The organism is Pannonibacter phragmitetus, from assembly GCF_050510895.1.
Taxonomy (GTDB): Bacteria; Pseudomonadota; Alphaproteobacteria; order Rhizobiales; family Stappiaceae; genus Pannonibacter; species Pannonibacter phragmitetus_B.
Genome location: NZ_JBNINT010000001.1, coordinates 3,450,610 through 3,471,723, shown reverse-complemented (window position 1 = coordinate 3,471,723; position 21,114 = coordinate 3,450,610). Strand labels below are relative to the sequence as shown.

Annotated in this window: 21 protein-coding genes and 3 pseudogenes; 17 read left to right on the top strand and 7 right to left on the bottom strand. The window is 61.5% G+C overall.

All coding sequences use genetic code 11. The annotated features are described in order from the left end of the window. Position 1: 1 nt before the first annotated feature. Positions 2–894 (bottom strand): annotated as a pseudogene (gene motA / locus ACQB61_RS16560) (flagellar motor stator protein MotA). Between the two features lie 279 nt (positions 895–1,173). On the opposite strand from motA, the gene ACQB61_RS16555 reads away from it, so the two are divergent. The 7 genes from ACQB61_RS16555 to ACQB61_RS16525 all read left to right on the top strand — a co-directional run bounded on the left by ACQB61_RS16555 (position 1,174) and on the right by ACQB61_RS16525 (position 6,668). Further along, on the top strand, positions 1,174–1,962 hold the full coding sequence (locus tag ACQB61_RS16555) for a DUF1217 domain-containing protein (RefSeq protein WP_430513507.1): 789 nt from the start codon (positions 1,174–1,176) through the stop codon (positions 1,960–1,962). 3 nt (positions 1,963–1,965) lie between these two features. Then, on the top strand, positions 1,966–2,691 hold the full coding sequence (flgF, locus tag ACQB61_RS16550; RefSeq protein WP_430513506.1) for a flagellar basal-body rod protein FlgF: 726 nt from the start codon (positions 1,966–1,968) through the stop codon (positions 2,689–2,691). Then, a complete protein-coding gene (locus ACQB61_RS16545) occupies positions 2,688–3,404 on the top strand; it encodes a hypothetical protein (RefSeq protein WP_430513505.1) in 717 nt (238 codons plus the stop codon). The genes flgF and ACQB61_RS16545 overlap by 4 nt, the downstream gene beginning before the upstream one ends. Further along, a complete protein-coding gene (gene fliI, locus ACQB61_RS16540) occupies positions 3,391–4,713 on the top strand; it encodes a flagellar protein export ATPase FliI (RefSeq protein ID WP_430513504.1) in 1,323 nt (440 codons plus the stop codon). The genes ACQB61_RS16545 and fliI overlap by 14 nt, the downstream gene beginning before the upstream one ends. Before the next feature lie 313 nt (positions 4,714–5,026). Further along, positions 5,027–5,770, top strand: coding sequence for a response regulator transcription factor (locus tag ACQB61_RS16535; RefSeq protein WP_430513503.1), 744 nt, complete (start codon positions 5,027–5,029; stop codon positions 5,768–5,770). 178 nt (positions 5,771–5,948) lie between these two features. Then, positions 5,949–6,140, top strand: a complete 192-nt coding sequence (locus ACQB61_RS16530) for a hypothetical protein (RefSeq protein WP_430513502.1) — start codon at positions 5,949–5,951, stop codon at positions 6,138–6,140. Positions 6,141–6,143: 3 nt separating this feature from the next. Next, entirely contained in the window at positions 6,144–6,668 is a 525-nt protein-coding gene (locus tag ACQB61_RS16525) for a glutamine amidotransferase (protein ID WP_430513501.1), read from the top strand. A 16-nt stretch (positions 6,669–6,684) separates the two neighbouring features. Here the strand turns inward: ACQB61_RS16525 and glyA are convergent, their stop codons facing one another. Next, positions 6,685–8,007 carry a serine hydroxymethyltransferase gene (glyA, locus tag ACQB61_RS16520; protein WP_430513500.1) on the bottom strand — a complete coding sequence of 441 codons (1,323 nt, stop codon included), beginning with the start codon at positions 8,005–8,007 and terminating at the stop codon, positions 6,685–6,687. Positions 8,008–8,114: 107 nt separating this feature from the next. Here glyA and ACQB61_RS16515 point away from each other — a divergent pair, with 107 nt between their 5' ends. From ACQB61_RS16515 to ACQB61_RS16490, 6 genes and pseudogenes are all read left to right on the top strand, one after another. Then, positions 8,115–8,606: a LysR family transcriptional regulator gene (locus ACQB61_RS16515; RefSeq protein ID WP_430513499.1), complete on the top strand. Its 492-nt coding sequence runs from the start codon at positions 8,115–8,117 to the stop codon at positions 8,604–8,606. 44 nt (positions 8,607–8,650) lie between these two features. Next, positions 8,651–8,983: a hypothetical protein gene (locus ACQB61_RS16510; protein ID WP_430513498.1), complete on the top strand. Its 333-nt coding sequence runs from the start codon at positions 8,651–8,653 to the stop codon at positions 8,981–8,983. Between the two features lie 115 nt (positions 8,984–9,098). Beyond that, a pseudogene (locus ACQB61_RS16505) lies at positions 9,099–10,132 on the top strand (crotonase/enoyl-CoA hydratase family protein). Continuing rightward, the gene (locus ACQB61_RS16500) at positions 10,062–10,976 is read left to right on the top strand and encodes a TRAP transporter substrate-binding protein (RefSeq protein WP_430513497.1); all 915 of its coding nucleotides are present in this window, start codon (positions 10,062–10,064) and stop codon (positions 10,974–10,976) included. Before ACQB61_RS16505 ends, ACQB61_RS16500 begins: the two are co-directional and overlap by 71 nt. A gap of 101 nt (positions 10,977–11,077) precedes the next feature. Next, positions 11,078–11,497, top strand: a pseudogene (locus ACQB61_RS16495) (TRAP transporter small permease); the annotation flags it as partial. Positions 11,498–11,548: 51 nt separating this feature from the next. Further along, the gene (locus ACQB61_RS16490; RefSeq protein ID WP_430514399.1) at positions 11,549–12,871 is read left to right on the top strand and encodes a TRAP transporter large permease; all 1,323 of its coding nucleotides are present in this window, start codon (positions 11,549–11,551) and stop codon (positions 12,869–12,871) included. Positions 12,872–12,964: 93 nt separating this feature from the next. Here the strand turns inward: ACQB61_RS16490 and ACQB61_RS16485 are convergent, their stop codons facing one another. After that, a complete protein-coding gene (locus ACQB61_RS16485; RefSeq protein ID WP_430513496.1) occupies positions 12,965–13,456 on the bottom strand; it encodes a MarR family winged helix-turn-helix transcriptional regulator in 492 nt (163 codons plus the stop codon). Between the two features lie 116 nt (positions 13,457–13,572). On the opposite strand from ACQB61_RS16485, the gene ACQB61_RS16480 reads away from it, so the two are divergent. Continuing rightward, positions 13,573–14,061 (top strand): DUF3237 domain-containing protein, encoded by a 489-nt coding sequence (locus ACQB61_RS16480; RefSeq protein ID WP_430513495.1) that lies wholly within the window; start codon positions 13,573–13,575, stop codon positions 14,059–14,061. A 30-nt stretch (positions 14,062–14,091) separates the two neighbouring features. Here ACQB61_RS16480 and ACQB61_RS16475 read toward each other — a convergent pair whose 3' ends face one another. Beyond that, positions 14,092–15,192: an HD-GYP domain-containing protein gene (locus ACQB61_RS16475; RefSeq protein ID WP_430513494.1), complete on the bottom strand. Its 1,101-nt coding sequence runs from the start codon at positions 15,190–15,192 to the stop codon at positions 14,092–14,094. A 407-nt stretch (positions 15,193–15,599) separates the two neighbouring features. Between ACQB61_RS16475 and ACQB61_RS16470 the strand changes: the two genes are divergently transcribed. Genes ACQB61_RS16470 through ACQB61_RS16460 form a run of 3 tightly spaced genes read left to right on the top strand, consistent with a single transcriptional unit; the run spans position 15,600 to position 17,784 of the window. Next, a complete protein-coding gene (locus ACQB61_RS16470) occupies positions 15,600–16,415 on the top strand; it encodes a SulP family inorganic anion transporter (RefSeq protein ID WP_430513493.1) in 816 nt (271 codons plus the stop codon). Continuing rightward, positions 16,316–17,131 (top strand): SulP family inorganic anion transporter, encoded by an 816-nt coding sequence (locus ACQB61_RS16465; RefSeq protein ID WP_430514398.1) that lies wholly within the window; start codon positions 16,316–16,318, stop codon positions 17,129–17,131. Before ACQB61_RS16470 ends, ACQB61_RS16465 begins: the two co-directional genes overlap by 100 nt. Beyond that, positions 17,041–17,784, top strand: coding sequence for a cyclic nucleotide-binding domain-containing protein (locus ACQB61_RS16460; RefSeq protein ID WP_430514397.1), 744 nt, complete (start codon positions 17,041–17,043; stop codon positions 17,782–17,784). The genes ACQB61_RS16465 and ACQB61_RS16460 overlap by 91 nt, the downstream gene beginning before the upstream one ends. A gap of 92 nt (positions 17,785–17,876) precedes the next feature. On the opposite strand, the gene tcuB is transcribed toward ACQB61_RS16460, so the two are convergent. Genes tcuB through ACQB61_RS16445 form a run of 3 tightly spaced genes read right to left on the bottom strand, consistent with a single transcriptional unit; the run spans position 17,877 to position 21,008 of the window. Next, positions 17,877–18,962, bottom strand: a complete 1,086-nt coding sequence (tcuB, locus tag ACQB61_RS16455) for a tricarballylate utilization 4Fe-4S protein TcuB (protein ID WP_430513492.1) — start codon at positions 18,960–18,962, stop codon at positions 17,877–17,879. Next, on the bottom strand, positions 18,952–20,343 hold the full coding sequence (tcuA, locus tag ACQB61_RS16450) for an FAD-dependent tricarballylate dehydrogenase TcuA (protein WP_430513491.1): 1,392 nt from the start codon (positions 20,341–20,343) through the stop codon (positions 18,952–18,954). Before tcuA ends, tcuB begins: the two co-directional genes overlap by 11 nt. Next, entirely contained in the window at positions 20,340–21,008 is a 669-nt protein-coding gene (locus tag ACQB61_RS16445; RefSeq protein WP_430513490.1) for a GntR family transcriptional regulator, read from the bottom strand. Before ACQB61_RS16445 ends, tcuA begins: the two co-directional genes overlap by 4 nt. Positions 21,009–21,114: the final 106 nt, after the last annotated feature.

The window sequence follows — 21,114 nt, the reverse complement described above, 5'->3', positions numbered from 1 at the left end:
CTTACGCCGCTCCCTTCATTTCCGGGGCGCTTTCGCCCACGCCGCCAGAGTTCATGGTCTCGTTCTCAACTTCATCGATGGAGGGGCGGTCCGAGGCCGAGATGGTCTTCCGTCCATGCTCAAGGGCGACCTGAGGAGGCGCGCCATTCATGAAGGCAAGGAGGGACTGCTTGACGATCACATAAGGGCGCAGCCGCGCTTCGCGCACGCCCTTCACCTTGTGGGCGACGGGGGCCACCAGCGCATAGGACAGGAAAATGCCAAGGAACGTGCCGACGAGGGCCGAACCGATCAGGGCTCCCAGGATCTGCGGTGACTGGTCGATGGCACCCATGGCCTTGATAACGCCGAGCACCGCAGCAACGATGCCGATGGCCGGAAAAGCTTCGCCAACGGCGGACAATGCATAGTAGGGCTTCATCTGGTCGCGGTGCACCGTCTGCAGCTCTTCATCCATAAGCGCCTCGATCTCATGGGCGCGGGCATTGCCGACGATGATCAGCCGGAAATAGTCACAGACGAAGGTCGTCAGGTTCTTGTTGCGGTAGACGGTCGGAAACGCGCGGAAAATCTCGGAATCCTGAGGGTTCTCGATATGCGGCTCAACCTCGTTGCGGCCCTTGGAGCGCAGCTCGCGCATCAACGCATAGAGCAGCGCGAGGATATCGAGGTAGTCGCGCTTCTTTGGCACAGCGTTGGCCACCGCTTCCTGCACGGCGCGCATGGTGTCCTTGATCGTCTTCATCGGGTTGGCGACAAAGAATGTACCGATTGCCACCCCGACGATGATCAGTACTTCGAACGGTTGCCACAGAACCAGCACCTTTCCCCCATGGCGTAAAATCCGCCGAGGAGAGAGGCCAGTGCGATGATGAGACCCAGCATGATTGTCACGAGCCAGCTCCTGCTTGGTGCGCGTGGGATGTAATGCCATCACGCTAGGAGATGAGGCTTGCCCGAGGCTGTTGAATTTTGCCGGGTTTTTGGCGGGCCGCGATTAACCATGAGCCACCGGCAAGGAGGAGTTGCAGTGCAGCCGGTCAGCCCGGCGCAAGCCTTGGCGGCAAGACTGGATGCAAGAGGTGCGCTATGCGCGCTGGTTTCTGTTGCCTGGCTGTCTGGCCGCGCCGGAAGGGTGCGGACGGATACAAGTTCTCCGGAAGGGCTGCGCCGATGATCAGCACATTGTTCCAGTACCAATTGGTGACGCGGGATCTGAATCGTACACTTGAGCGCACCGCCAAGGAGCCGCAGGTTGAGCGCGAGACAGAATACTATCTGAAGAACATCGAGAATATCAAAACGATCGATGATTTTCTGAAAGATACGCGTATCTTCAAATATGCGATGAAGTCGTTCGGTCTTGAGGACATGGACTACGCCAAGGCCTTCATGAAAAAGGCGCTTGAGGAAGGGGTGGATAGCAGGTCCACCTTTGCCAACAAGCTTTCGGACAAGCGCTATGCGGAGTTCGTGAAGACTTTCAACTTCGCCCGCTATGGTGACACGGCGACGTCCTTTGAACGTGCCAAGCAGCCTGTTGTCGACGCTTATGTCCGGCAAACGCTTGAAGTGAACTCTGGCAGCCAGAACGAAGCCATCCGGCTTGCGCTGTATTTTGAGCGCAAGGCGGCCAGCATTACAGGTCCCTTTGATATCCTGGCGGACAAGGCGCTCGTGAAGGTGGTCTATACGTCGCTTGGCATGCCCGAGAGTTTCGCCATGGCCAACATTGACAAGCAGGCCGCCGTTCTGGAACAGCGCTTGAACTTCGACGAGTTCAAGGACCCGGCGAAGCTCGACACCTTCCTGCGCCGCTTTGCCACTCTGTGGGACTTCCAGAACGGCACCCCTGCAACCTCTTCCATTGCGACCCTCATCATGGCCGGGCCCGGTTCGTCAGCAGCCATTGGCGAGGGCCTGCTCTCACAAATCCAGGCTCTCAGGCTCGGAGGACGTTGATCCATGCAGTCTGCACTTTATGTCGCTCTCTCGGCTCAGGTCGCGCTCTCCAACCGGCTGGAAACGGTTGCCCGCAATCTCGCCAACATGAACACGGCCGGCTACCGCGCTGATGAGGTGAAGTTCGCCGAAATCCTGTCCAAGGCTGGCGCTGATCCGGTCAGTTTTGCCACGGCCGGTGAAACCTATATCTCCCGGCAGGCGGGTGGAGTGACCAAGACGGACAATCCTCTGGATCTGGCGGTTGATGGCGATGGCTGGTTTGCCATCCGTGCTGGAGACACGGTTGCCTACACCCGTGACGGGCGCATGAAGATTGACGTCGATGGCGTTCTGCGCACGCTGAATGGTCATGATCTTCTCGATGCTGGCGGACTGCCGATTCAGCTCGATCTCAATCAGGGCATGCCGCGCATCGGGCCGGACGGAACGGTGACGCAGGGCGAGGATATTGCCGGTGCGGTTGGCCTGTTCCGCATTCCCGATGATGCAAAGCTCAGCCGCTTTGAAAATTCCGGTGTCATCCCGGATCAGCCGGCAGAGCCGGTGCAGGCCTTTGATACGGCAAGCATCGTGCAAGGCTATACGGAAAGCTCCAACATCAACCCGATCCGTGAGATGACCAAGCTGATCATGCTGACCCGCGCCTTCGACAGTGCGTCGAAGATGATCGATACCAGCAATGACACCCAGTCACAGGCTGTGCGCGATCTGGGAGCGGCCTCGTGACGCCGTTGGGGGCTGTGCCTCCGGTCAAGCCGCATGGCTCCCTTGGCAGTGTCGCTTCATCCCGCGAGACCGCAGATGTCTCCACCAGTGAAGCCGGCGGAGGCCTGGGGTTTCGCGATATCGTCGATATCATCAACCCTTTCCAGCATCTGCCTGTCATTGGTGAGGTTTACCGGAATGTGACGGGAGACGAGATCTCGGACGGCGCCCGGCACGCGGGGCATGCGCTTTACGGGCTGGCTCTCGGCGGCCCGCTTGGCATGGCCGGCATGCTCGGCTACGCCATGGCTGGCTCCGCAATAAATGACGCCCTGCAGACGCAGGACGCGGTGGAAGACGCGCAAGCGGTTGTTGGGCAGGTGCCAGATGAGACAGGCCTTCCTTCGGGTAAGCCTGATATTGTTGAGCTGGCTAAGGATGATGCCTCAGCGTCTTCGCAGGGCGTCAAAACAGACGATTTGCTGGGCATGCGTGTTGCCCGCTCGCGAGATGTGGCCGCAGCTGCGCCCGTGAACCTGACGCATTGGCTCTCTGAGCCTGCTAGCGTTTCTGCGCCGCTGCCAAAGCCGTCTTCCGGTTCCCAAGCGCAGCATAACGAACAACCGCCCGCGCTGGATGCGGTTATCCAGCATCCTGCAAACCGTCTGCCCCTTGATGTGCTGGAAACCTTGCGCAACCGTCACAAGGATCTGATCCGCGATGCCCGCGCTTGAACGGCTGGCGCTTGCCATTTCAGCGGCCTCCAAGGAAGTTGACCCGGTCCGGATCGGTGGCCGGGTCATTCAGGTGACACCTGGTGTCATCCGCGTCACCGGGTTGTCGCGCTCTGTCTGCATTGGCGATCTTGTCTCACTTGAAGGCAAGGGCGGCGAGCGGCGCGGCGAGATCATCCGCCTGGATGAGGATGATGTCTATGTGAAGCCCTATGGCAATCTGGCTGATATTGGCATCGGCGCCCGCGCCTGGCGCAAAGGTGCGCTGACGGTGCATCCGCATCATTCCTGGAAGGGCCGGGTGGTCAATGCGCTTGGGCAGGCCGCGGATGGCAAGGGTCCCCTGCGCAGCAGTGCAACAACCATGTCCCTCGACAACGAGCCGCCCCAGATGCTGGAGCGCGCCCGCGCGCGCCAGCCTGTGCGCACGGGCGTCAAGGTCATTGACCTGTTCACACCGCTTTGTGTCGGCCAGCGTATCGGCGTCTTCGCCGGGTCCGGCGTTGGAAAGTCCACGCTGTTGGCGATGCTTGCAGGGTCGGGCGATTTCGACACCGTGGTCGTCGGCCTTGTGGGCGAGCGTGGGCGTGAAGTGCGCGAGTTCGTCGAGGATGTGCTGGGCGATGCGCTGGAGCGGTCCGTTGTGGTCGTGGCAACCGGTGACGAGAGCGCCATGATGCGGCGTCTCGCCCCACGCACGGCCATGAGCGTCGCGGAGTATTTCCGCGGTCTCGGCCAGTCTGTGCTGTTGATCATCGATTCCGCCACCCGTTTTGCCCATGCGGCCCGTGATGTGGCGATGGCGGCTGGTGAGCCTCCGGTTGCCCGTGGCTATACGCCAAGCGTTTTCTCCGATTTGACCCGCCTGCTGGAGCGGGCCGGACCTGGAGCTGAAGGGGAGGGCGCGATTACCGGCGTCTTCTCGGTGCTGGTGGATGGCGACGATCACAATGACCCTGTGGCCGACACGATGCGCGGTGTGCTGGATGGCCATATCGTTCTCGACCGCGCTATTGCTGACGCTGGCCGCTATCCGGCGGTCAATATCCTGTCCTCAGTCTCGCGTCTGTCTCTGCATGCCTGGACACCGGAGGAACGGGAGCTGATCCTGCGGCTGAAAGCCATGATATCTCGCTTTGAAGATACCCGTGACCTTCGGTTGATGGGCGGCTATCAGGCAGGCAGTGATCCGGCGCTCGACAAAGCCGTGCAACTTGTGCCGCGGATCTATGAGTTCATGAGACAGGACGCGCGAGGGTTGCCGTCATCTGATCCATTTGGGGATCTGGCAAGGGCTCTCTCCTCATAGCAGAAAATGACGCTACGGAAGAATAGGGGCAGAAAGCCCCTTGCGCCGCTCATGTTGTGTCACTATAATTTCACAAATGTCACATGATGTGGCCGTGCCCAAGGGTGCGAATCACAATATCTGAGTGACATGAATTTAATCGATTTTTTCGCATCGCTGCTGCAGCGTCGCATTTATCTAAAATATTCAACCTCGGTGTTACGGATTATAGGTCAAAATCACAGGTTTTTTGCCCTGTTTCTTCATGTTATGTTTGACGCGAGCGTCTTCTCCCCATACCACTTGATTGCAAGGCTGTGTTGGGGAAAACACCATGTTTGTGATTGTCGACTCGCGTGAAATCGTCACGGCAGGTTATGCCGCCGGTTTCGAGCGTGAAGGTTTTGCCTGTATGGCATTAACCCCGTCCGAGCTTCCGGAATGGGTGAAAACCGCATCAGAAGATGATCTGGCCTCGATTGAGGCCTTTCTTCTGGGCGAATGTGAGGAACGGCCCGATTTTCCGCGTCTGATCCGGTCCTATTGCGATCAGGCACCAATTCTGGCGCTGGATGAGCGGCCGAGCCTCGACCAGACGCTGGAGCTGTTTGCCTGTGGCGTTGATGATGTGCTGCGCAAGCCGATCCATGTGCGCGAGATCCTCGCGCGTGTCGGCGCCATCCGCCGCCGCACCATGACCGAGGCGGACAATCTCGAAGTCGGCCGCATCAAGGTCTTCTTCGATGGCCGTGATGCCCTCGTCGGCGGTGAGGTGTTCGAGCTGCCACGCCGTGAGCGCCGCATTCTGGAATATCTTGCGCGCAACCATGGACGCCGCGTTACCAAAACCCAGATCTACAACGCCGTTTACGGCCTCATGAATGAGGAAGTCGACGAGTGCGTTGTTGAAAGCCACGTCTCCAAGCTTCGCAAGAAGCTCAAGGCGCGCCTTGGATATGATCCGGTCGAATCCAAGCGCTACATCGGCTACATGCTCAAGGCTCAGCCCCAGGAAGCTGCTGCCCGTCCTGCGCAGGATGCCCGCCGCAGCGCCACCACCCAGGTGGAACGCGTCTGATTTCTCTCCCTTTTTCTCTACCCGCCTTATGGCTGCAGGTTGTTGACGGCAATCTGCAGCCCACAGCTTGCGCCAGCCTGATCAAGTCCGCGAACTACGGCGGGCCATCCACAGACCGCTGGTGATTTCCACAAAGCCCTCTTATTTTCTGCCCGCCATAACAAGGGGGCGTTCACGCATGTCTTCAATCCTGATCATTCAGACCGGATCGCCGCCTGCCGACCTCCGCAAGCAATGGGGTGAGCAGGGCGACTGGTTCCGCTCTGCACTGGCAGGCCTGGGTCTGGATGTGTCCGTGGTGCAGCCGCATCTGGGGGATGCGCTGCCAGAGCCTGCTGAAGTGCAGGGCGCCGCCATCACCGGGTCCTGATCCATGGTGACGGATCGTGAAGGCTGGAGCGAGCGCACGGCGGACTGGATCCGCAAGGCCATGTCTGAAGACCTGCCACTCTTTGGCGTCTGCTATGGGCATCAGCTCATGGCCCATGCGCTGGGCGGGCGCGTAGACTATCATCCTCACGGACCGGAGGTGGGACAGCTGCCGGTGACGCTTTCCGCTGCAGGGCTCGCTGACGCAGCCCTTGCCGGTATGCCGGAACAGTTCGACGTGTTCCTCACCCATGAGCAGAGTGTTCTGGAGCTGCCATCAGGCGCAGAAGTTCTCGCCGGTTCCGCCCATGATCCGCATCAGATCCTGCGCTATGGCCCCAACGCGCTTTCGGTACAGTTTCATCCGGAATTTTTCCCGGACCTGATGCGCAGCTGTATTGAACGCCGCCGTTCGTCCTTCGAGGCAAAGGGAACCGATGTCGAGGGGCTGCTTGGAGCCGTGTCGGAGACGCCGGTATCCCGGCAGATGCTGCGCCAGTTCTGCGCAGGCGCTGCCGGAACCCTTTGACGAAGAGGCTTAGTCTTCAGGCGTGGACATAATGCACGCCGGTGAACTGCCGCCGCAGGGCGGTGGTTTCCTTGGCTAGCGTTTCCGGCTTTCCTTCCGTCAGCGCCGCAGCGATCAATCGCGCCAGCTCCGGCGCGGTGGCGGGGGTAACGCCCCGGCGGACGAGTTCCGGCGTGCCGAAGCGCAGGCCGTTCATATCACCTTCAACCGGTGCGACCGGAAGCCCGATGCCGCTGGCAAGGAACCCTGCCTTGCGCAGGGTCTTTGACGCAGCCTGCCCGCCGCCGAAGCATGCGGCTTCCAGCGCAAACTGATGGCTCTGCGTCATACCGCGCGGGGTTTCAAACACGGGCAGTCCTTCCGCCTTCAAGGCTGTAGCCAATGCCAGCGACAGATCCGCCATGGCGCGGGTGTAGGCGGGGCCGAAATCGCGCCAGTCCAGCATGGTGAGCGCGAGTGCCGCCGATTTTCCGGCATCGAAATTGGCGGTCATGCCGGGGAAGGCGATGTGGTCCAGCCGTTCGGCGATCTGCGCATCGCGGGTGACGATTAGGCCGCCGGCGGGGCCGCCGAGGCTCTTGTAGGTGCTCATGGTCATGAGATGTGCGCCTTCGTCGAGCGGATTGGCCCAGACGCCGCCGGCAATCATGCCGCATTGATGCGCGGCATCAAAAAGCACATGCGCTTCCACCTCATCGGCAATCGCACGGATTTCCCGCACCGGATGAGGGAAAAGGTTGAGGCTGCCGCCGATGGTGATCAGCTTGGGGCGGACCTCCAGCGCCAGCTTGCGCAGGCCTTCCAGATCCACCGTGTAGCCATCGGCCAGCACGGGTGCGGCATGGGTGATCAGGCCATAGAGCCCGGCGCAGCCCGCTGCGTGATGTGTGACATGGCCGCCGATGGAACCTGGCGGGGCGATGATCACGTCGCCCGGTTTCGTCAGCGCCATGAAGCCGTAGAGATTGGCCATGGCGCCGGAGGCAACGCGGATTTCCGCATGGGTGGCCTTGAAGACCTCGGCAGAGAGTTCTGCTGCGATGACTTCGATTTCCTCGATCGCCTCAAGTCCCATTTCGTACTTGTCGCCGGGATAACCAAGCGAGGGCCGTCCGCCGAGGCCACGGGCCTGGGCCGCCTCTGCACGCGGGTTCATCACATTGGTGGCCGGGTTGAGATTGAAGCATTCTTCATCGTGGATCGCGAGGTTTCGGCGGATCAGGTCTTCGATCCTGTTTGCTGTCGCGGCTGACGCCTCTCCCGCCGTTGTGGCTGCGATCTCCATGACGCGGGTTTCGCAGGGCTCGGGAACCCAGGGGCGGCGGACAAGGCTGGTCATGCTGGTATCCTGTAGATGAACTTCGCTAGCCCGACGCTAGGCCGCCTTGCCGCTTGACGGCAACTCAGATCAAGGAAAATCTAGGCTTAGAAAAATTAAGGCTCGCAATGGCTGTCGCACCGCCAAAACCAAGGGATCTGCCGCTCAACGCCCTGCGTGCCTTCGAGGCTGCAGCACGGCTTGGGTCCTTTGTGGCCGCCGCGCAGGAGCTTGGTGTCACGCCGGGTGCTGTAACCGCACATGTCAAGGCACTGGAGAAGACGCTGGGAGCAGCCCTGTTCGAGCGCTCACCGCGCGGGGTAAGGCTCACGCGGCTGGGAGAGCGGGTCAGTCCCGGCTTCACGGAGGCCTTTGATGCGCTGGCGGATGCATCCCGCATTCTTCAGGCAGAGGCTGCGCCCCGGCAGGTGCATATTGCTACCCTGCCATCGCTGGCGCAGCTCTGGCTGTCTCCGCGCCTTCCGGCCTTGCGCGCAGCTGCACCCGAGATCTCCATCTCCATCACCGCCATGGAAGAGCCCCCAATCTCAAGCGCGCCCCCTATGATCTGTGCCTCTTCTATGGGGAGGACGCTGCCGGCTGGCTGGCGCGGGACGTGATTTTCCCTGTCTGTGCGCCAGCTCTTGCAGGGAGGCTGCAGGGGGTGGAAAGCCTTGCCGAAGTGCCGTGCCTGCAGGATGCGAGCTGGGCGGATGACTGGAACCTTTGGGCTGGCGCCCATGCGCCGCATGTGCCGTTGGGGGCTGGCCCGGTCTTTTCCCTCTACGCACTGGCGCTGGAGGAAGCGATCAACGGGGCGGGGGTTCTGATCGGGCATGAGGCGCTGGTGGCACGGCAACTGGCTGCCGGCACGCTGGTTGCGCCTTTCTCAGGAAGGGTTACGCTCCGGCGTGGGCTGCGGCTCTGGTCCTCACGCCGCCCGGCGCCGCGCAGCCCTGCCGCCCGTGTGCGGGACTGGCTGCTGGCCAGTGCTTGAAAGCTGCATCTGAGGCCGTTCCGGCCATGCGTGTTTCCCCTTAAAAACTGCTATGAGAATAAATTGTTCACTGCTATAACAATCTCGATCCACATGGATCGGGAGGGAGGACCCGATGCGTGAAGCAGTATCTGGAACGGATGTCATGCGCGTTGAGGAGCGCGAAGGCATTGCTGTTCTGACATTCAACCGGCCCGAAAAGCGCAATGCCATGAGTGATGCTCTGGTGGATGCGCTGGACCGGTTCTTTTCAGCCCCGCCTGCGCATATTCGTGCCGTGGTGCTGACCGGCTCAGGCGGCCATTTTTGCTCAGGGCTTGATCTGGCCGAGCACAAGGCGCGTTCCGGCGAAGACACGGTCTATCATTCCCGCAACTGGCACAGGGTTTCCGATCTCATTGAATATGGCCGTCTGCCGGTCATCTCGGCGATGACGGGGGCTGTGATTGGTGGCGGACTGGAGATTGCCGCCTCTACCCATGTGCGCATCGCCGAACCTTCGGTGCGGTTTCAGCTGCCGGAGGGACGCCGCGGCATCTTTGTCGGCGGGGGGCCACCGTGCGCGTTGGCCGGTTGATTGGCGCCGACCGCATGCGGGAAATGATGCTGACCGGCCGCAGTTATGGTGCGCAGGAGGGGCTTGCTCTCGGTCTTGCACACTATGTGGTGGGCGAAGGTGAGGCACTGGACAAGGCGATGGAAATCGCCGCCCGCGTTGCCGCCAATGCTCCGTTCTCGAACTATCTGATGATTCAGGCGCTTGGCCGCATCGACGATATGTCGCGCGGGGATGGCCTGTTCGTGGAAAGCCTGGCGGCGGCCATGTCGGTGACGACGCCGGATGCGCAGGAAGGCCTCAAGGCCTTCCTTGAAAAGAGAGCCCCAGCTTCCGCTGAGGGTTCAGGAGGAGGAATGCGCCGCAGCCGGGGTCCGGCTGAGGTGAAACGGGAGGAAAGACATGAAAAAGCGTGGACTTGTTGCATTGATGGCCGCCGGGCTCATGGCCCTTTCGGCTCTGCCTTCTGCGGCACAGGAAGTCACCCTGCGCCTGCATCAGTTTCTGCCGCCGGCCGCTCCGGTGCCTGCCAAGATCCTCAAGCCGTGGAGCGAGGAACTGGCCAAGGCGTCCGGTGGCCGTATCAAGGTTGAGCATTTCGACGCCATGTCTCTCGGCGGGCGCCCGCCGGAGCTGATTGACCAGGCGCGCGATGGCGTCGTGGACATGATCATGACCGTCGTTGGTTACACGCCGGGCCGCTTCCCGCGCACCGAGGTGTTCGAGCTGCCGTTCATGATGACCGATCCGGTCGCCACGTCGCTCGCCTTCTGGAACATGGTCGAGAGCGACTTCCAGAACAATGAGTACCAGGACGTGAAGGTTCTGGGCGCATGGGTCCATGGCCCTGGCGTCATTCATTCCGTCGAGCCGATTGCCAAGCTCGAAGACATGAAGGGCAAGACGATGCGCGGCCCGACCCGCGTCATCAACGACCTTCTGTCCGAACTGGGCGCAACGCCGGTCGGTCTGCCGCTGCCGGGTATTCCGGAAGCGCTCTCCAAGGGCGTCATCAATGGCACGGTGATCCCGTGGGAAGTGACCGCTTCCATCCGCCTTGCCGAACTGGTCAAGAACCACACGGAATTTGGCGGCAAGGAGTCGCTCTACACCGCAACAATCGTGCTGGCCATGAACAAGGACAAGTACGACGCGCTGCCGGATGATCTGAAAGCGATCCTGGACGCAGAGTCCGGCGCCAAACTCTCGGCTTTTGCCGCGAAGATCATGCATGAGTATGACGCTCCGGCACGTGAGATCGCCGTCAAGGCCGGCAACAACATCATCACGCTCGATGAGACCGAAGTTGCCCGCTGGAAGGAAGCATCCCAGCCGGTGGTTGGCCGCTGGGTGGCCGACATGAAGACCAAGGACATCGACGGTCAGGCCCTTATCGATCAGGCCAAGAAGCTGATCGAGGAAAACACTGCCAAGTAACCTGTTGGACCGGGCGGTTTCCGCCCGGTCCTTCCCCGCCAGCAGGATGACGCACCGTGTATTCTTTCTACTCCAAAACCGCTGACTGGGTTGCGCGCACGATGGCCTATCTGGGCGGTGGCGTGCTCATTGTCCTCACAGTGCTTGCCTGTGTCTCGATCATCGGCCGTATCCTGATCCCTTTCGGCCTGCAGCCGGTCAGGGGTGACTATGAATGGATCGAGATGGGCGTCGGCTTTGCCATTTTCGCCTTTCTACCCTGGTGCCACCTCATGAGGGGCCATGCCAGTGTTGACCTGCTGCAGCCCGTCTATCCGGCGCTTATGAACCGGGTTCTGGATGTGCTGATTGATCTGGCGATGCTGGGCGCAGCGCTGGTGATCACCTGGCGCCTTTGGCTCGGTATGCATGACAAGATGCGCTATGCCGAGACCACCTTCATTCTGCAGTTTCCTGTTTGGCAGGCCTATGCGGCTGGCGTCGCAGGATGTGCAGCCTTCATCTATGTCGCCGTGTTCTGTGCTCTGCGCTCTTTCCGGGCGCTGACGGGCAGGACAGGGGAGAAGCGGCAAATGTCTAATTTTGAGCTGGGGCTCTGGTCCTTTCCGGTTTTGCTGGTCCTGATATTCCTGCGCTTTCCCATTGCCCTTGCCATGCTGGCTGTCGGGCTGGGCGGTGCATGGATGGTGACGGGCAGCAACATGATGATGCTGAACCAGCTGAAGAACCTGACTTTCGGTACCTTCGCCAATTATTCCTTGTCCATCGTGCCTCTGTTCCTGCTGATGGGTCAGTTTGCGACCCTGTCGGGCATGTCGTCATCGCTCTTCAGCGCGGCCGCCTCCTTCCTGGGGCACCGGCGCGGCGGCGTTGCCATGTCTGCAATCGGTGCTTCGGCCGGTTTTGGCTCCATCTGCGGCTCTTCGCTGGCCACAGCTGCTACGATGGCTCAGGTGGCTCTGCCGGAGCTGCGCCGCTATGGCTATCCGGGTTCCCTGTCCACCGGCGCCCTGGCGGCCGGCGGCACGCTCGGCATCCTCATTCCGCCGTCGGTGATCCTCGTCATCTATGCCATCCTGACCGAGCAGAACATCGCCAAGCTGTTTGTCGCTGCGATGATCCCGGGCATCCTCGCAGCTATCGGCTATATCATCGCCATCGCCATCTGGGTCCGCGTGTCGCCGAATTCTGCCGCTGTACAGGACCGCGTGCCGTGGTCCGGGCGCCTCGCCGCGCTGGCGAGCGTCTGGCCGGTGCTAACCATCTTCTTCGTGGTTGTGGGCGGCATTTACCTGGGCTTCTTCACTCCGACAGAAGCTGCCGCCGTTGGCGCGGCTGGCACCGGCATTGCAGCCGTCGCCTCTGGCGGCATGAGCTGGCAGAAGCTGCGCAAGGCCATTCTGTCCACCGCCTCTTCCACGGCGATGATCTTCCTCATCGTTCTTGGTGCCGCAGTCTATAACGGTTTCCTGGCCCTCACTCAGCTGCCTCAGATCTCGGCACAGTGGGTCGGCAGTCAGGGCTTCTCGCCCTGGTTCGTGTTGACCATCGTTCTGCTGATGTATCTGGTCTTCGGGTGCATCATGGACTCCCTGTCGATGGTGCTGCTGACAGTACCGATCATCTATCCCGTGATGGTTGGGCTTGATTTCGGCATGTCGCCCGATGATTTCGGCCTCTGGTTCGGCATTCTGGTGCTGATCGTTGTCGAGGTTGGCCTGATCACACCACCGGTGGGGATGAATCTCTTCATCATCAACGGGCTGGCCAAGGACATCCCGATTGGCGAAACCTTCCGCGGTGCGATGCCCTTTGTGATTACCGATCTGGTACGAACGGTCATTCTCGTGCTGTTCCCGCCCATCACGCTGGCGCTGGTGTGGCTCATCTATTGACGGGACTGGCACCTGCCGGACTTGCAAAGACGAACGGCGCGGAGATGATCCGCGCCGTTCGTCTTTATCTCTGTAGGGACTGAGAGGGAGCCGTCAGCCGCCTTCGACGGACCGCCGCACCCGCATCAGCATCTCCAGCAGTTTGGCCTGTTCTTCTGGCGTCAGAACCGAGAAAATCCGCTCTTCATGGCTGAAGACAGCGGCCAGTGCGCGCGTGTAGACCGCTCTGCCTTCCTCGGTGGTATGCAGGGCCTGGGCGCGCCGGTCGCCTTCCACCGGCATACGGCTCAAAAGGCCGCGCTTCTCCATGTCATCGATGATGGATACAAGACCCGACCGCTCGATGCCCAGCTGCCGCGCAACTTCGCTTTGCGTGATGCCCGCAGATTCCACGCTCATGGACAGGACGGAGAACATCCGCGGGGAAATGTCGTCATCCGTCAGGACCTGGCGGAAGTCATTCTGAACGAGAATATAGACGCGCTTCAGATTGTAGCCGATCAGCTGATCAAGCTTTTCCATCGGCTCGGTGGTGCTGGCAGCTGGTTCTGCTTCGCAGTTCACGTTCTCCCCGTCGCCTGTCATGGGGCGGGTTTCCTCCGGTTCTAAGGCTGCTGCCTCCCTTGCATCTTGCAAGAAAAAGCACTGCCTGCTTATGTTGTTTATGAGGTTAACAATATACATCTCCCGGAGGAAAGTCCATGCCCCAGCCCGCCAGCGCGCCCGTTGTCCTGCCAGTTCCGCAACTCGTTCATGTCTGCAATCTTGAGGTGGAACTTGCTCCCATCATGGAGATGGGGGCAGGGCGTGCGGGCAAGCGCCGGATCATCCCCATCATTGGCGGAAAGGTGACAGGCCCGCGCCTCAACGGGCGCATCCTGAACCTGGGGGCCGACTGGCAGACGATCTTCGCTGATGGCCTTGCCGAACTGGACACGCGCTATGCGATGGAGACGGACGACGGGGCGGTGATCGAGATCATCAACTACGGCTTCCGCCATGGTCCGGCCGAGGTGCTGGCTGCCGTTGCACGGGGAGAGAGCGTGCCGCCGGATTCCTACTACATGCGCACGCAAGCAAGGCTGGAAACGGGGGATCCGCGCTACGGCTGGGTCAATCGCACACTGTTCGTGGGAACCGGTGCCCGTCATGCGCAGGCAGTCACGGTCTCGCTCTACGCCCTCGAATAAGCCGAAGGCCAGTCCAGTCGGAAGCGGGTCTCAGAAGCCGCCCGCCTTGCGTTTCACGGTGGCCACCCTGTCAGCTTCAAAGGCAACCTGCCTGAACATCTTCAACAGGTTCTGGTCGATCTTGCGGCCCATGTCGACCAGAATACCATAGGCCTGACGCGGGCTGAGCGCGGGCTTGTACGCCCGTCTTTCTGTAAGAGCGGCGTAAATGTCGCAGATGGTCAGCATGCGCACGCTGTGGCTGATTTCGTCGCCTATAAGCCCATCCGGATAGCCGCTGCCATCGAGATATTCGTGATGATGGACGGCAATATCGACCACTTCGTCAGAGATGCCCGGCTGACCGCTGAGCAGCTCACGCGACTTGACCGGGTGCATCTTGATGGCGGCAAACTCCTCATCCGTCAGCTTGCCGGGCTTGTCGAGGATGGTGAGAGGGATAAAAACCTTGCCTACGTCGTGCAGCAGCGCCGCTGTGCCAAGCCTGGCCCTTTCATCCACCGTCATGCCCATCACATCGGCAAAGGCCAGCGCATAACCCGTCACCAGCATGGAGTGGCAATAGGTATGGCTGTGGTGCATCTGGACGGCGGCCGTCCAGGCGTCCAGCCCTTCCACACGGAAGGATGACAAGGTCAGATCGACGGCCCGGCCGATCTGCGCCAGCGGAAAGGGCTCATCCGAAATGGCGGAGGTGACGCAATCGCCGAGCGCCCTGCTTACAGCCTGCACAGACTTGCGCGTCGCCGGTGGCACGTCACCGGTGACGACAGGCATGCTGTAGGAACCCAGTAGCCGGTCGACATCCTGCAAAACGGTCTTTACCGGGCGGATGCGTGACCAGACGAGCTTGGTGCCAAGCGCATTTGCCTGCACTTCATCCCGGCGGTTGTTTGGCCGCACAAGCGCGACACTCGTCACATTGCGTGTCTCGGAAAGCGCCTGGCGAACCGTTTCCGTGTCGCTGTCATCCGCCTCCGAGACATCGATAAGCACCAGATCGGCCGCGAACAGGCCTGCACGGTGGGCGTCGGCATAGGCAAATAGTTCGGCTGGATACAGCTGGCCGAGCTTGTGCATGATCAGCGGGCAGTGATCGATATTTTTAACTAGTAAGACTAGCTTGAACACAGCTGGTCTCTCCCAAAAATTTGCAATCTTTTGTATGCCGTGACTTCTAAATTTCAGTAAATTCACTTGATGAATTAAATGTTTCCCCAACGTTTGAGGCCGTCAGATCCTCTTTCATACTGTCCTGCGTGACAGGGCGCCGGGTTTGACGCAGCGTTTCAGTACGTGCGGGCGCAGCCCTCATGGGAAAGAACTTCAACGGGCGTTGATGCTTGTGCGCAGGATTGGCTGCTTTGCAAGAGAATGGCTGCAAGCCGCAGATTTCCGGGAAAAAATGGGTTTGCCTCGGCTGGAATCTTCATGCTGTATCGGCTTGCCATGACATTTGCCCAGTTTCAGCTCCAGCTCCTCTCCCGCTTCAGGATGATTTTTTTCATTGAGGGGACCAAGTGTCCGGACTGCCAGCCATGGTCATGAAAGAACATCTGCGATCCGTGACTGCCGGTCTGACGGCAGGTCTCGACAATCTGGGCACGGGTGTTGCCTTTGCTGCGCTGCTTTTTGCCGGGCCTCTGGCGGCCGGGCTTGGCATGGGTGTGGCGGTGCTGCTGCTCAGCGGTGTCATCCTGTCGGTCTACATCGCGCTGCGCAGTCCCTACGTGGGCAATGTGGCCCTGGTGCAGGAAACCAGCATTGCCATTCTCTCTGCGTCCATGGCCGGCATTCTCGCGGGCATGGAAGGGCAGGAGACGGACCGGCAGATTGCCACCATCCTCGCCATTCTTGGTGCCAGCACACTGGTGACCGGGGTGATGTTCCTTTTGTTCGGACGGCTGCGGCTCGGTACGCTGGTGCGGTTTCTGCCCTTTCCGGTCATTGCCGGGTTTCTGTCGGGTACTGGCTGGCTGCTGATCGAGGGGGCGCTCGTCATGGTGACGGGGGAGCACAGCCTCGCCGCCATCGCGTCCGGTTTCGCGGGGGATCTGTCCACCAGCGTGAAAGATCCCGTGTTCCTCGGCGCCCTGTTGCCAGCCGTGTTGATGGCAATTGTGCTTGCGGTCAGTCTCGTCCGCCTGCCACATCCTCTGACCATGCCGCTGGCACTGGCCGGTGCCATGGCTGCATTTTTGCTGTGCTGGCCGCAACCGGAATCTCGACGGATCAGGCGCGCGCCTGGACATGGTTGCCGGACATTCCGGCCGATGCCATTGTCAGTCTGCCGTCACCGCTCTGGATCGCGGGGCAGGCCGATTGGGGTGCTGTCGTGCAGGCGTTTCCGTTGATGCTCGGCATTGCCATTCTCAATATCATCGGTCTGTTGCTCAACACCAGCGGGCTGGAGGCGGCCTCCGGCCGGGAGGTGGATGCCAATGCGGAGCTGCGCGAGAGCGGTTTTGCCAATCTGCTGGCCGGTTGTTTCGGCGGCGCGCCTGGCTATACCGGCCTCAGCCTCACCTTGCTCGCCGCCAGGATGCAGGCAGCGACCCGGCTGACAGGCATCGCTGCCGGGGTGATCCTGCTCATCAGCCTGGCCTTTGCAGGGACGCTGGCCGCCGCCATGCCCGGGTTCCTTGCCGCTGGCTTGATGATGTTCCTGGGCGCGGAACTGATTTACCACTGGGCCATCGCTGCGCGCCGCAAGCTGCCGCAGGGCGAATGGCTGATCGTTCTGGCCATTCTTGCCTCAATCGCTGTGCTGGGGTTCCTCTATGGCCTGATGCTCGGGCTGGCTTTCTCGGTGGTCATGTTCGTCTACAATTACGCCCGCCTGCCGGTGGTGCGTATGGCCGCCGATGGCCGTCAGCTGCGCAGCGGCGTGGATCGTTCGGCGGAAGCCGTGCGCGCTCTGGACCGGGAAGGGAGCAGATCCATGTGCTGCGTCTGCAGGGTTATCTCTTCTTCGGTACCATGGAGCAGGTCGTGGCCCGCGTGCGCAAGCGCGCCGCTCAGGCATCCGGTACGCCGCTGCGGTTTCTCATCATCGACCTTGGCGGCATGAGCGGCATGGACTCTGCCGCGGCTGCCGGCTTTGCCAAGATCCACGGCATGACAGAGCGGGCGGGGGTGCGCCTGATCTTCAGCGCCATGCCGCAGAATGTTGCCGCAGCGCTGGCCCGGTCCGGTCTGAATACGGCGGCTGGAGAAGGAGACAGCGCGCACTGCGTCACCTGCGCGGCCGATCTCGACCATGCGCTGGAGCTTTGCGAGGACGTACTGCTGGTGCAGGAAAAGCTGCTCCCGGCCGGGGCTGAGATATCCCATCACCTGGAATCGATCCTGGGGCCACATCCGCGCCTTGCCGATCTTGCCAGCGCCATGGATCGGATGGAGCTGGAGCCGGGCACCGCGCTGATCCGGGCAGGGGACCCGGCGGACGATGTTTTCCTTGTCGGCGAAGGCCGCGTGCGTGTGGAAATGATGCTTCCCGATGGCCGCAGCCTGCGTCTGCGCACCATGACGGCCGGTGCAGTCGTGGGGAAGTCGGTCATTGCCTCAATGGCAAGCGCACCGCTGATGTGGTGGTGGAGAGCCCGGCCACCGTCTACCGTCTTTGCCGCGCGGATCTTGAGAAGCTGGAGCGCAGCGACAGCGAACTCGCCCTCCTCTTCCACCGCCTCCTGGCAGTCACGCTTGCCGAGAAGCTGGTGCTAGCGAACCGGCTGGTGCAACTCGCGCATGGGTGAAGGAAGGGGTGGCTTCCAAACTTGCGATTTGGGGCCACCCCTTGAATTGCCCGTTCTTCCTTACTCTCCGCCGGCCGGGGCCGGTTTGGCAGCTTCCGCCACAAGGGCGGCGAGGCGGAAGAAGCCGTGCACCATCTTGGAGAAGGGCATCAGCAGGAAAAGCACCATCACGCAGGCCAGATGAATGGCCAGAAGCGGTCCAGTCAGCTCGGTGCCGGTGGCTGCGTACAACGCAAGCCCGGTCAGAGCCACGGCACCCAGCAGCAGGATGAACGCCATTTCCCCACCCCAGACCCGGACTGCGCCAAGCGTGGCATCCGCCCGCAGCTTCAGCCAGGCCAGCCCGGCGGCGCCGGCCACCATCATGACACCGCCTGGAACACCCAGAAGCTTGGGCAGCGAGAACAGCGGGTAGGGGGCTTCCCAGCCGAAAGCGTAGTGCATGACGGTTCCGCTGGCCGTTGCCGCAAAGCAGAGCAGGAAGCCATACATCATCAGCTGATGGAACACGCGGCGCCGGTTGCTGAAGCGGTCACCGTCCTCGAAGTTGCAACCCTCGCCGTGGCCGCCTGAAAGGTTCTTCATCCGCGCGGCACTGTCAAAAGCCCGCAGCACATGGATCAGCCTGAAACGGCCACCGCCGGTCTCGCGCCAGTAGTCACGCACCGAAAGGGCAATGAGTCCGAGCGGCGCAAGAAACGCAGGCACGAAGATTGCCACCATCGTGTTATGTGCCAGATGGGCGTAGAACCCCGCGCCATACTGCGGCTTCAAGGCAGCAAGAGCCCAGAAGAAGAAGGCCAGCGCCGCAGCCAGGAGCCCGGCCATGGCGACACCATGGGTCTGGAACAGACGTGCGATCGCCTGCGGGCGGGCCAGCCGCTCCCAGCTTTCCACACGGACCTCGGCCAGAGCAGCCGGAATGTTCAGATTGAACTCGTGCGGCGCAGTGTACTGGCAGGCGTAGTAACAGCCCCGGCAGTTGTGGCAGAGATTAGCCAGTTGCGTCAGGTCGCCATCAGCAAAGGCCTTCTGCCGGGTCATCGCCGGAAAAACCGAGCAGAAGCCCTCACAGTAGCGGCAGGCGTTGCAGATCTCGATCTGACGGCGTGCCTCGTCAAAGGAAGATGTGGTTTCAAGCGGCATGGGCGGCGGCCTCCTTGCCCGCAATACGTCCGAAAACAGTGCCAATTGTCATGCCAAAGCCGGCCAGATAACCCTGGCCAAGAATGGAGCCGGCCATGATCTCGCCGGCAGCCCAGAGATTGCTGATCGGTCCGGCTGCGCTGTGCACCTGTGCACGGCTGTCAACCTTCAGGCCAAGATAGGTGAAGGTCACGCCGGGGCGCAGCTCGTAGCCATAGAAGGGGGCTGTATCCAGCGGCCGGGCCCAGTTTGTCTTGGGCACGTTCAGCCCTTCCGTGCGCAAACCGTCGAGCTCGGTCGGATGGAAAGGTCCGGGGCGGCAAGCGGCGTTGAACGTGTCGACGGTGCGCCGCACGGCCTCCGGTTCCAGTCCCATCTTCGCGGCCAGCTCCTCGATCGTGTCTGCCTTCACGGGCGGGAAGACGGAGGGCATGAACAGGTCGATCGACTTGGCATCAATGAGCGCATAGCCGACCTGATCTGGCTGGGCGGCCACAAGGCGGCCCCAGATGGCATAGCGTTTCGGCCAGACATCCTCGCCTTCATCATAGAACCGCTCGCCATCCTTGTTGAGCACGATGGAGAAGGGCACGCAGTCGAGGCGGGTGACGATGCCGCCGTCATATTTCGGTGCGCGGCCATCAATGGCAACCGCGTGGCACTGGGTCGGGTCGCCAACGGATTCCGCACCCTGATCCAGCATGTCCCGCAGCACGGTTCCGCGATTATAGGGGGTGCCGCGGATCAGGAAGTTGCGGGCCGAAGGACCCCAGGCGCGAGCCAGCCAGTCGATGTCGGCCTGAAAGCCGCCCGAGGCCAGAACGAAGGTGCGGGCCTGCACGGTGACCGGCTGTCCGGCGATCTCCACTTCGAGGTGGCTGATGCGGCTGCCGTCCAGATGCACGTGCTTGACCTGTGCCTCGTAGGCGATCTTCACGCCAAGGTCGCTGGCCGTGTTGTAGTAAGCGTTCACCAGCGCCTTGCCGCCGCCCAGGAAAAAGGCGTTGGTGCGCGAAAGGGACAAGGTGCCGGAGAGCGAGGGCTGGAACCGCACGCCATGCTCCTGCATCCAGGGCAGGCACTCTTCCGAGGTGCGGATGGCAAGGCGCGCCAGGCCTTCATCCGTCTTGCCCTTGGTCACCAGCATGAGGTCGTGGAAATATTCCTCTTCCTCGTAGGTGCCGGTCAGGGGAAAGGCAGGCCCCTTGTGCATGCAGCGGAAATTGCGGGTGTGGCGTGAGTTCCCGCCCCGGTAAGGCTTCGGAGCCCCTTCCAGGATCAGAACGCTGCAGCCTGCTTCCGCAGCGGTGATGGCAGCGCAGAGGGCTGCATTGCCGCCGCCGACAACAGCAACGTCAAATGTGCCGGGCCAGTCTTTCATACGTCATCCTCCAGCGGAATTTCGCGGCCGCGCATGCTGCGGATTCGGGCCGACAAGGCAGCTTCCACATGGGCACGCATTGCCGCTTCAGCGCCCGCGCCATCGCGGGCCTCAAAGGCGGTCAGCACCGCCGCATGTTCGGCCACGGCCAGCGCAGCGCGCTCCGGGTCTGTCAGCGTGCTGGGGCCGAGAATGAGAAGGGTCTTCTGCAGGGCGCTGATCGACTTCAGCAGAAAGCGGTTGCGGGCCGCATCGAACAGGGTGCGGTGAAACTGCCGGTTCAGCTCACGGGCCTGCGGTCCTGCCGGCGCGGCTGCCAGCTCATTGTTGAGGGCGGCAAGCTCCTCCAGTTCGATGCTGGAGGCAGCGCGTGCAGCCAACCGTGCGGCCGTGCCTTCCAGCACTGCCCGCATTTCATAAAGCTCGACCACTTCCGCATGATCCAGTGTTCGGATCGAGGCGCCCTGCCGGGGCAGATGGACGACAAGACCGTCGGCTTCCAGTTGCCGGATCGCCTCGCGGACCGGCGTCCGGCTTATGCCCAGCCGCTCGGCCAGCTCGGTTTCGCGAAGGCGCATGCCGGGAACCAGGCCGCCATCGCGGATGTCTTCCAGCAAGCGGCGGTAAGCTGCCTGGCCCTGCGGGATTTCATTGTCCTCAGCCATAGGGTAAACTCACTTGTGTCCTTTGGTATCCAGTCGTATACATCTGGATACAAGAAAGCGCAAGGAGGCAAATGTGCCGGCGGACCTGACCAAAAGCATAACAAAA

What these genes read in the sequence shown, in the direction of transcription:
- tcuB (WP_430513492.1), bottom strand. Translation starts at nt 18,962, where the DNA reads ATGCCGCTTGAAACCACATCTTCCTTTGACGAGGCACGCCGTCAGATC.
- ACQB61_RS16480 (WP_430513495.1), top strand. Translation starts at nt 13,573, where the DNA reads ATGCCCCAGCCCGCCAGCGCGCCCGTTGTCCTGCCAGTTCCGCAACTC.
- tcuA (WP_430513491.1), bottom strand. Translation starts at nt 20,343, where the DNA reads ATGAAAGACTGGCCCGGCACATTTGACGTTGCTGTTGTCGGCGGCGGC.
- fliI (WP_430513504.1), top strand. Translation starts at nt 3,391, where the DNA reads ATGCCCGCGCTTGAACGGCTGGCGCTTGCCATTTCAGCGGCCTCCAAG.
- ACQB61_RS16515 (WP_430513499.1), top strand. Translation starts at nt 8,115, where the DNA reads ATGGCTGTCGCACCGCCAAAACCAAGGGATCTGCCGCTCAACGCCCTG.
- ACQB61_RS16460 (WP_430514397.1), top strand. Translation starts at nt 17,041, where the DNA reads ATGGAGCAGGTCGTGGCCCGCGTGCGCAAGCGCGCCGCTCAGGCATCC.
- ACQB61_RS16525 (WP_430513501.1), top strand. Translation starts at nt 6,144, where the DNA reads ATGGTGACGGATCGTGAAGGCTGGAGCGAGCGCACGGCGGACTGGATC.
- ACQB61_RS16445 (WP_430513490.1), bottom strand. Translation starts at nt 21,008, where the DNA reads ATGGCTGAGGACAATGAAATCCCGCAGGGCCAGGCAGCTTACCGCCGC.
- glyA (WP_430513500.1), bottom strand. Translation starts at nt 8,007, where the DNA reads ATGACCAGCCTTGTCCGCCGCCCCTGGGTTCCCGAGCCCTGCGAAACC.
- ACQB61_RS16485 (WP_430513496.1), bottom strand. Translation starts at nt 13,456, where the DNA reads ATGACAGGCGACGGGGAGAACGTGAACTGCGAAGCAGAACCAGCTGCC.
- ACQB61_RS16470 (WP_430513493.1), top strand. Translation starts at nt 15,600, where the DNA reads ATGGTCATGAAAGAACATCTGCGATCCGTGACTGCCGGTCTGACGGCA.
- ACQB61_RS16490 (WP_430514399.1), top strand. Translation starts at nt 11,549, where the DNA reads ATGTCTAATTTTGAGCTGGGGCTCTGGTCCTTTCCGGTTTTGCTGGTC.
- ACQB61_RS16530 (WP_430513502.1), top strand. Translation starts at nt 5,949, where the DNA reads ATGTCTTCAATCCTGATCATTCAGACCGGATCGCCGCCTGCCGACCTC.
- ACQB61_RS16535 (WP_430513503.1), top strand. Translation starts at nt 5,027, where the DNA reads ATGTTTGTGATTGTCGACTCGCGTGAAATCGTCACGGCAGGTTATGCC.
- ACQB61_RS16555 (WP_430513507.1), top strand. Translation starts at nt 1,174, where the DNA reads ATGATCAGCACATTGTTCCAGTACCAATTGGTGACGCGGGATCTGAAT.
- flgF (WP_430513506.1), top strand. Translation starts at nt 1,966, where the DNA reads ATGCAGTCTGCACTTTATGTCGCTCTCTCGGCTCAGGTCGCGCTCTCC.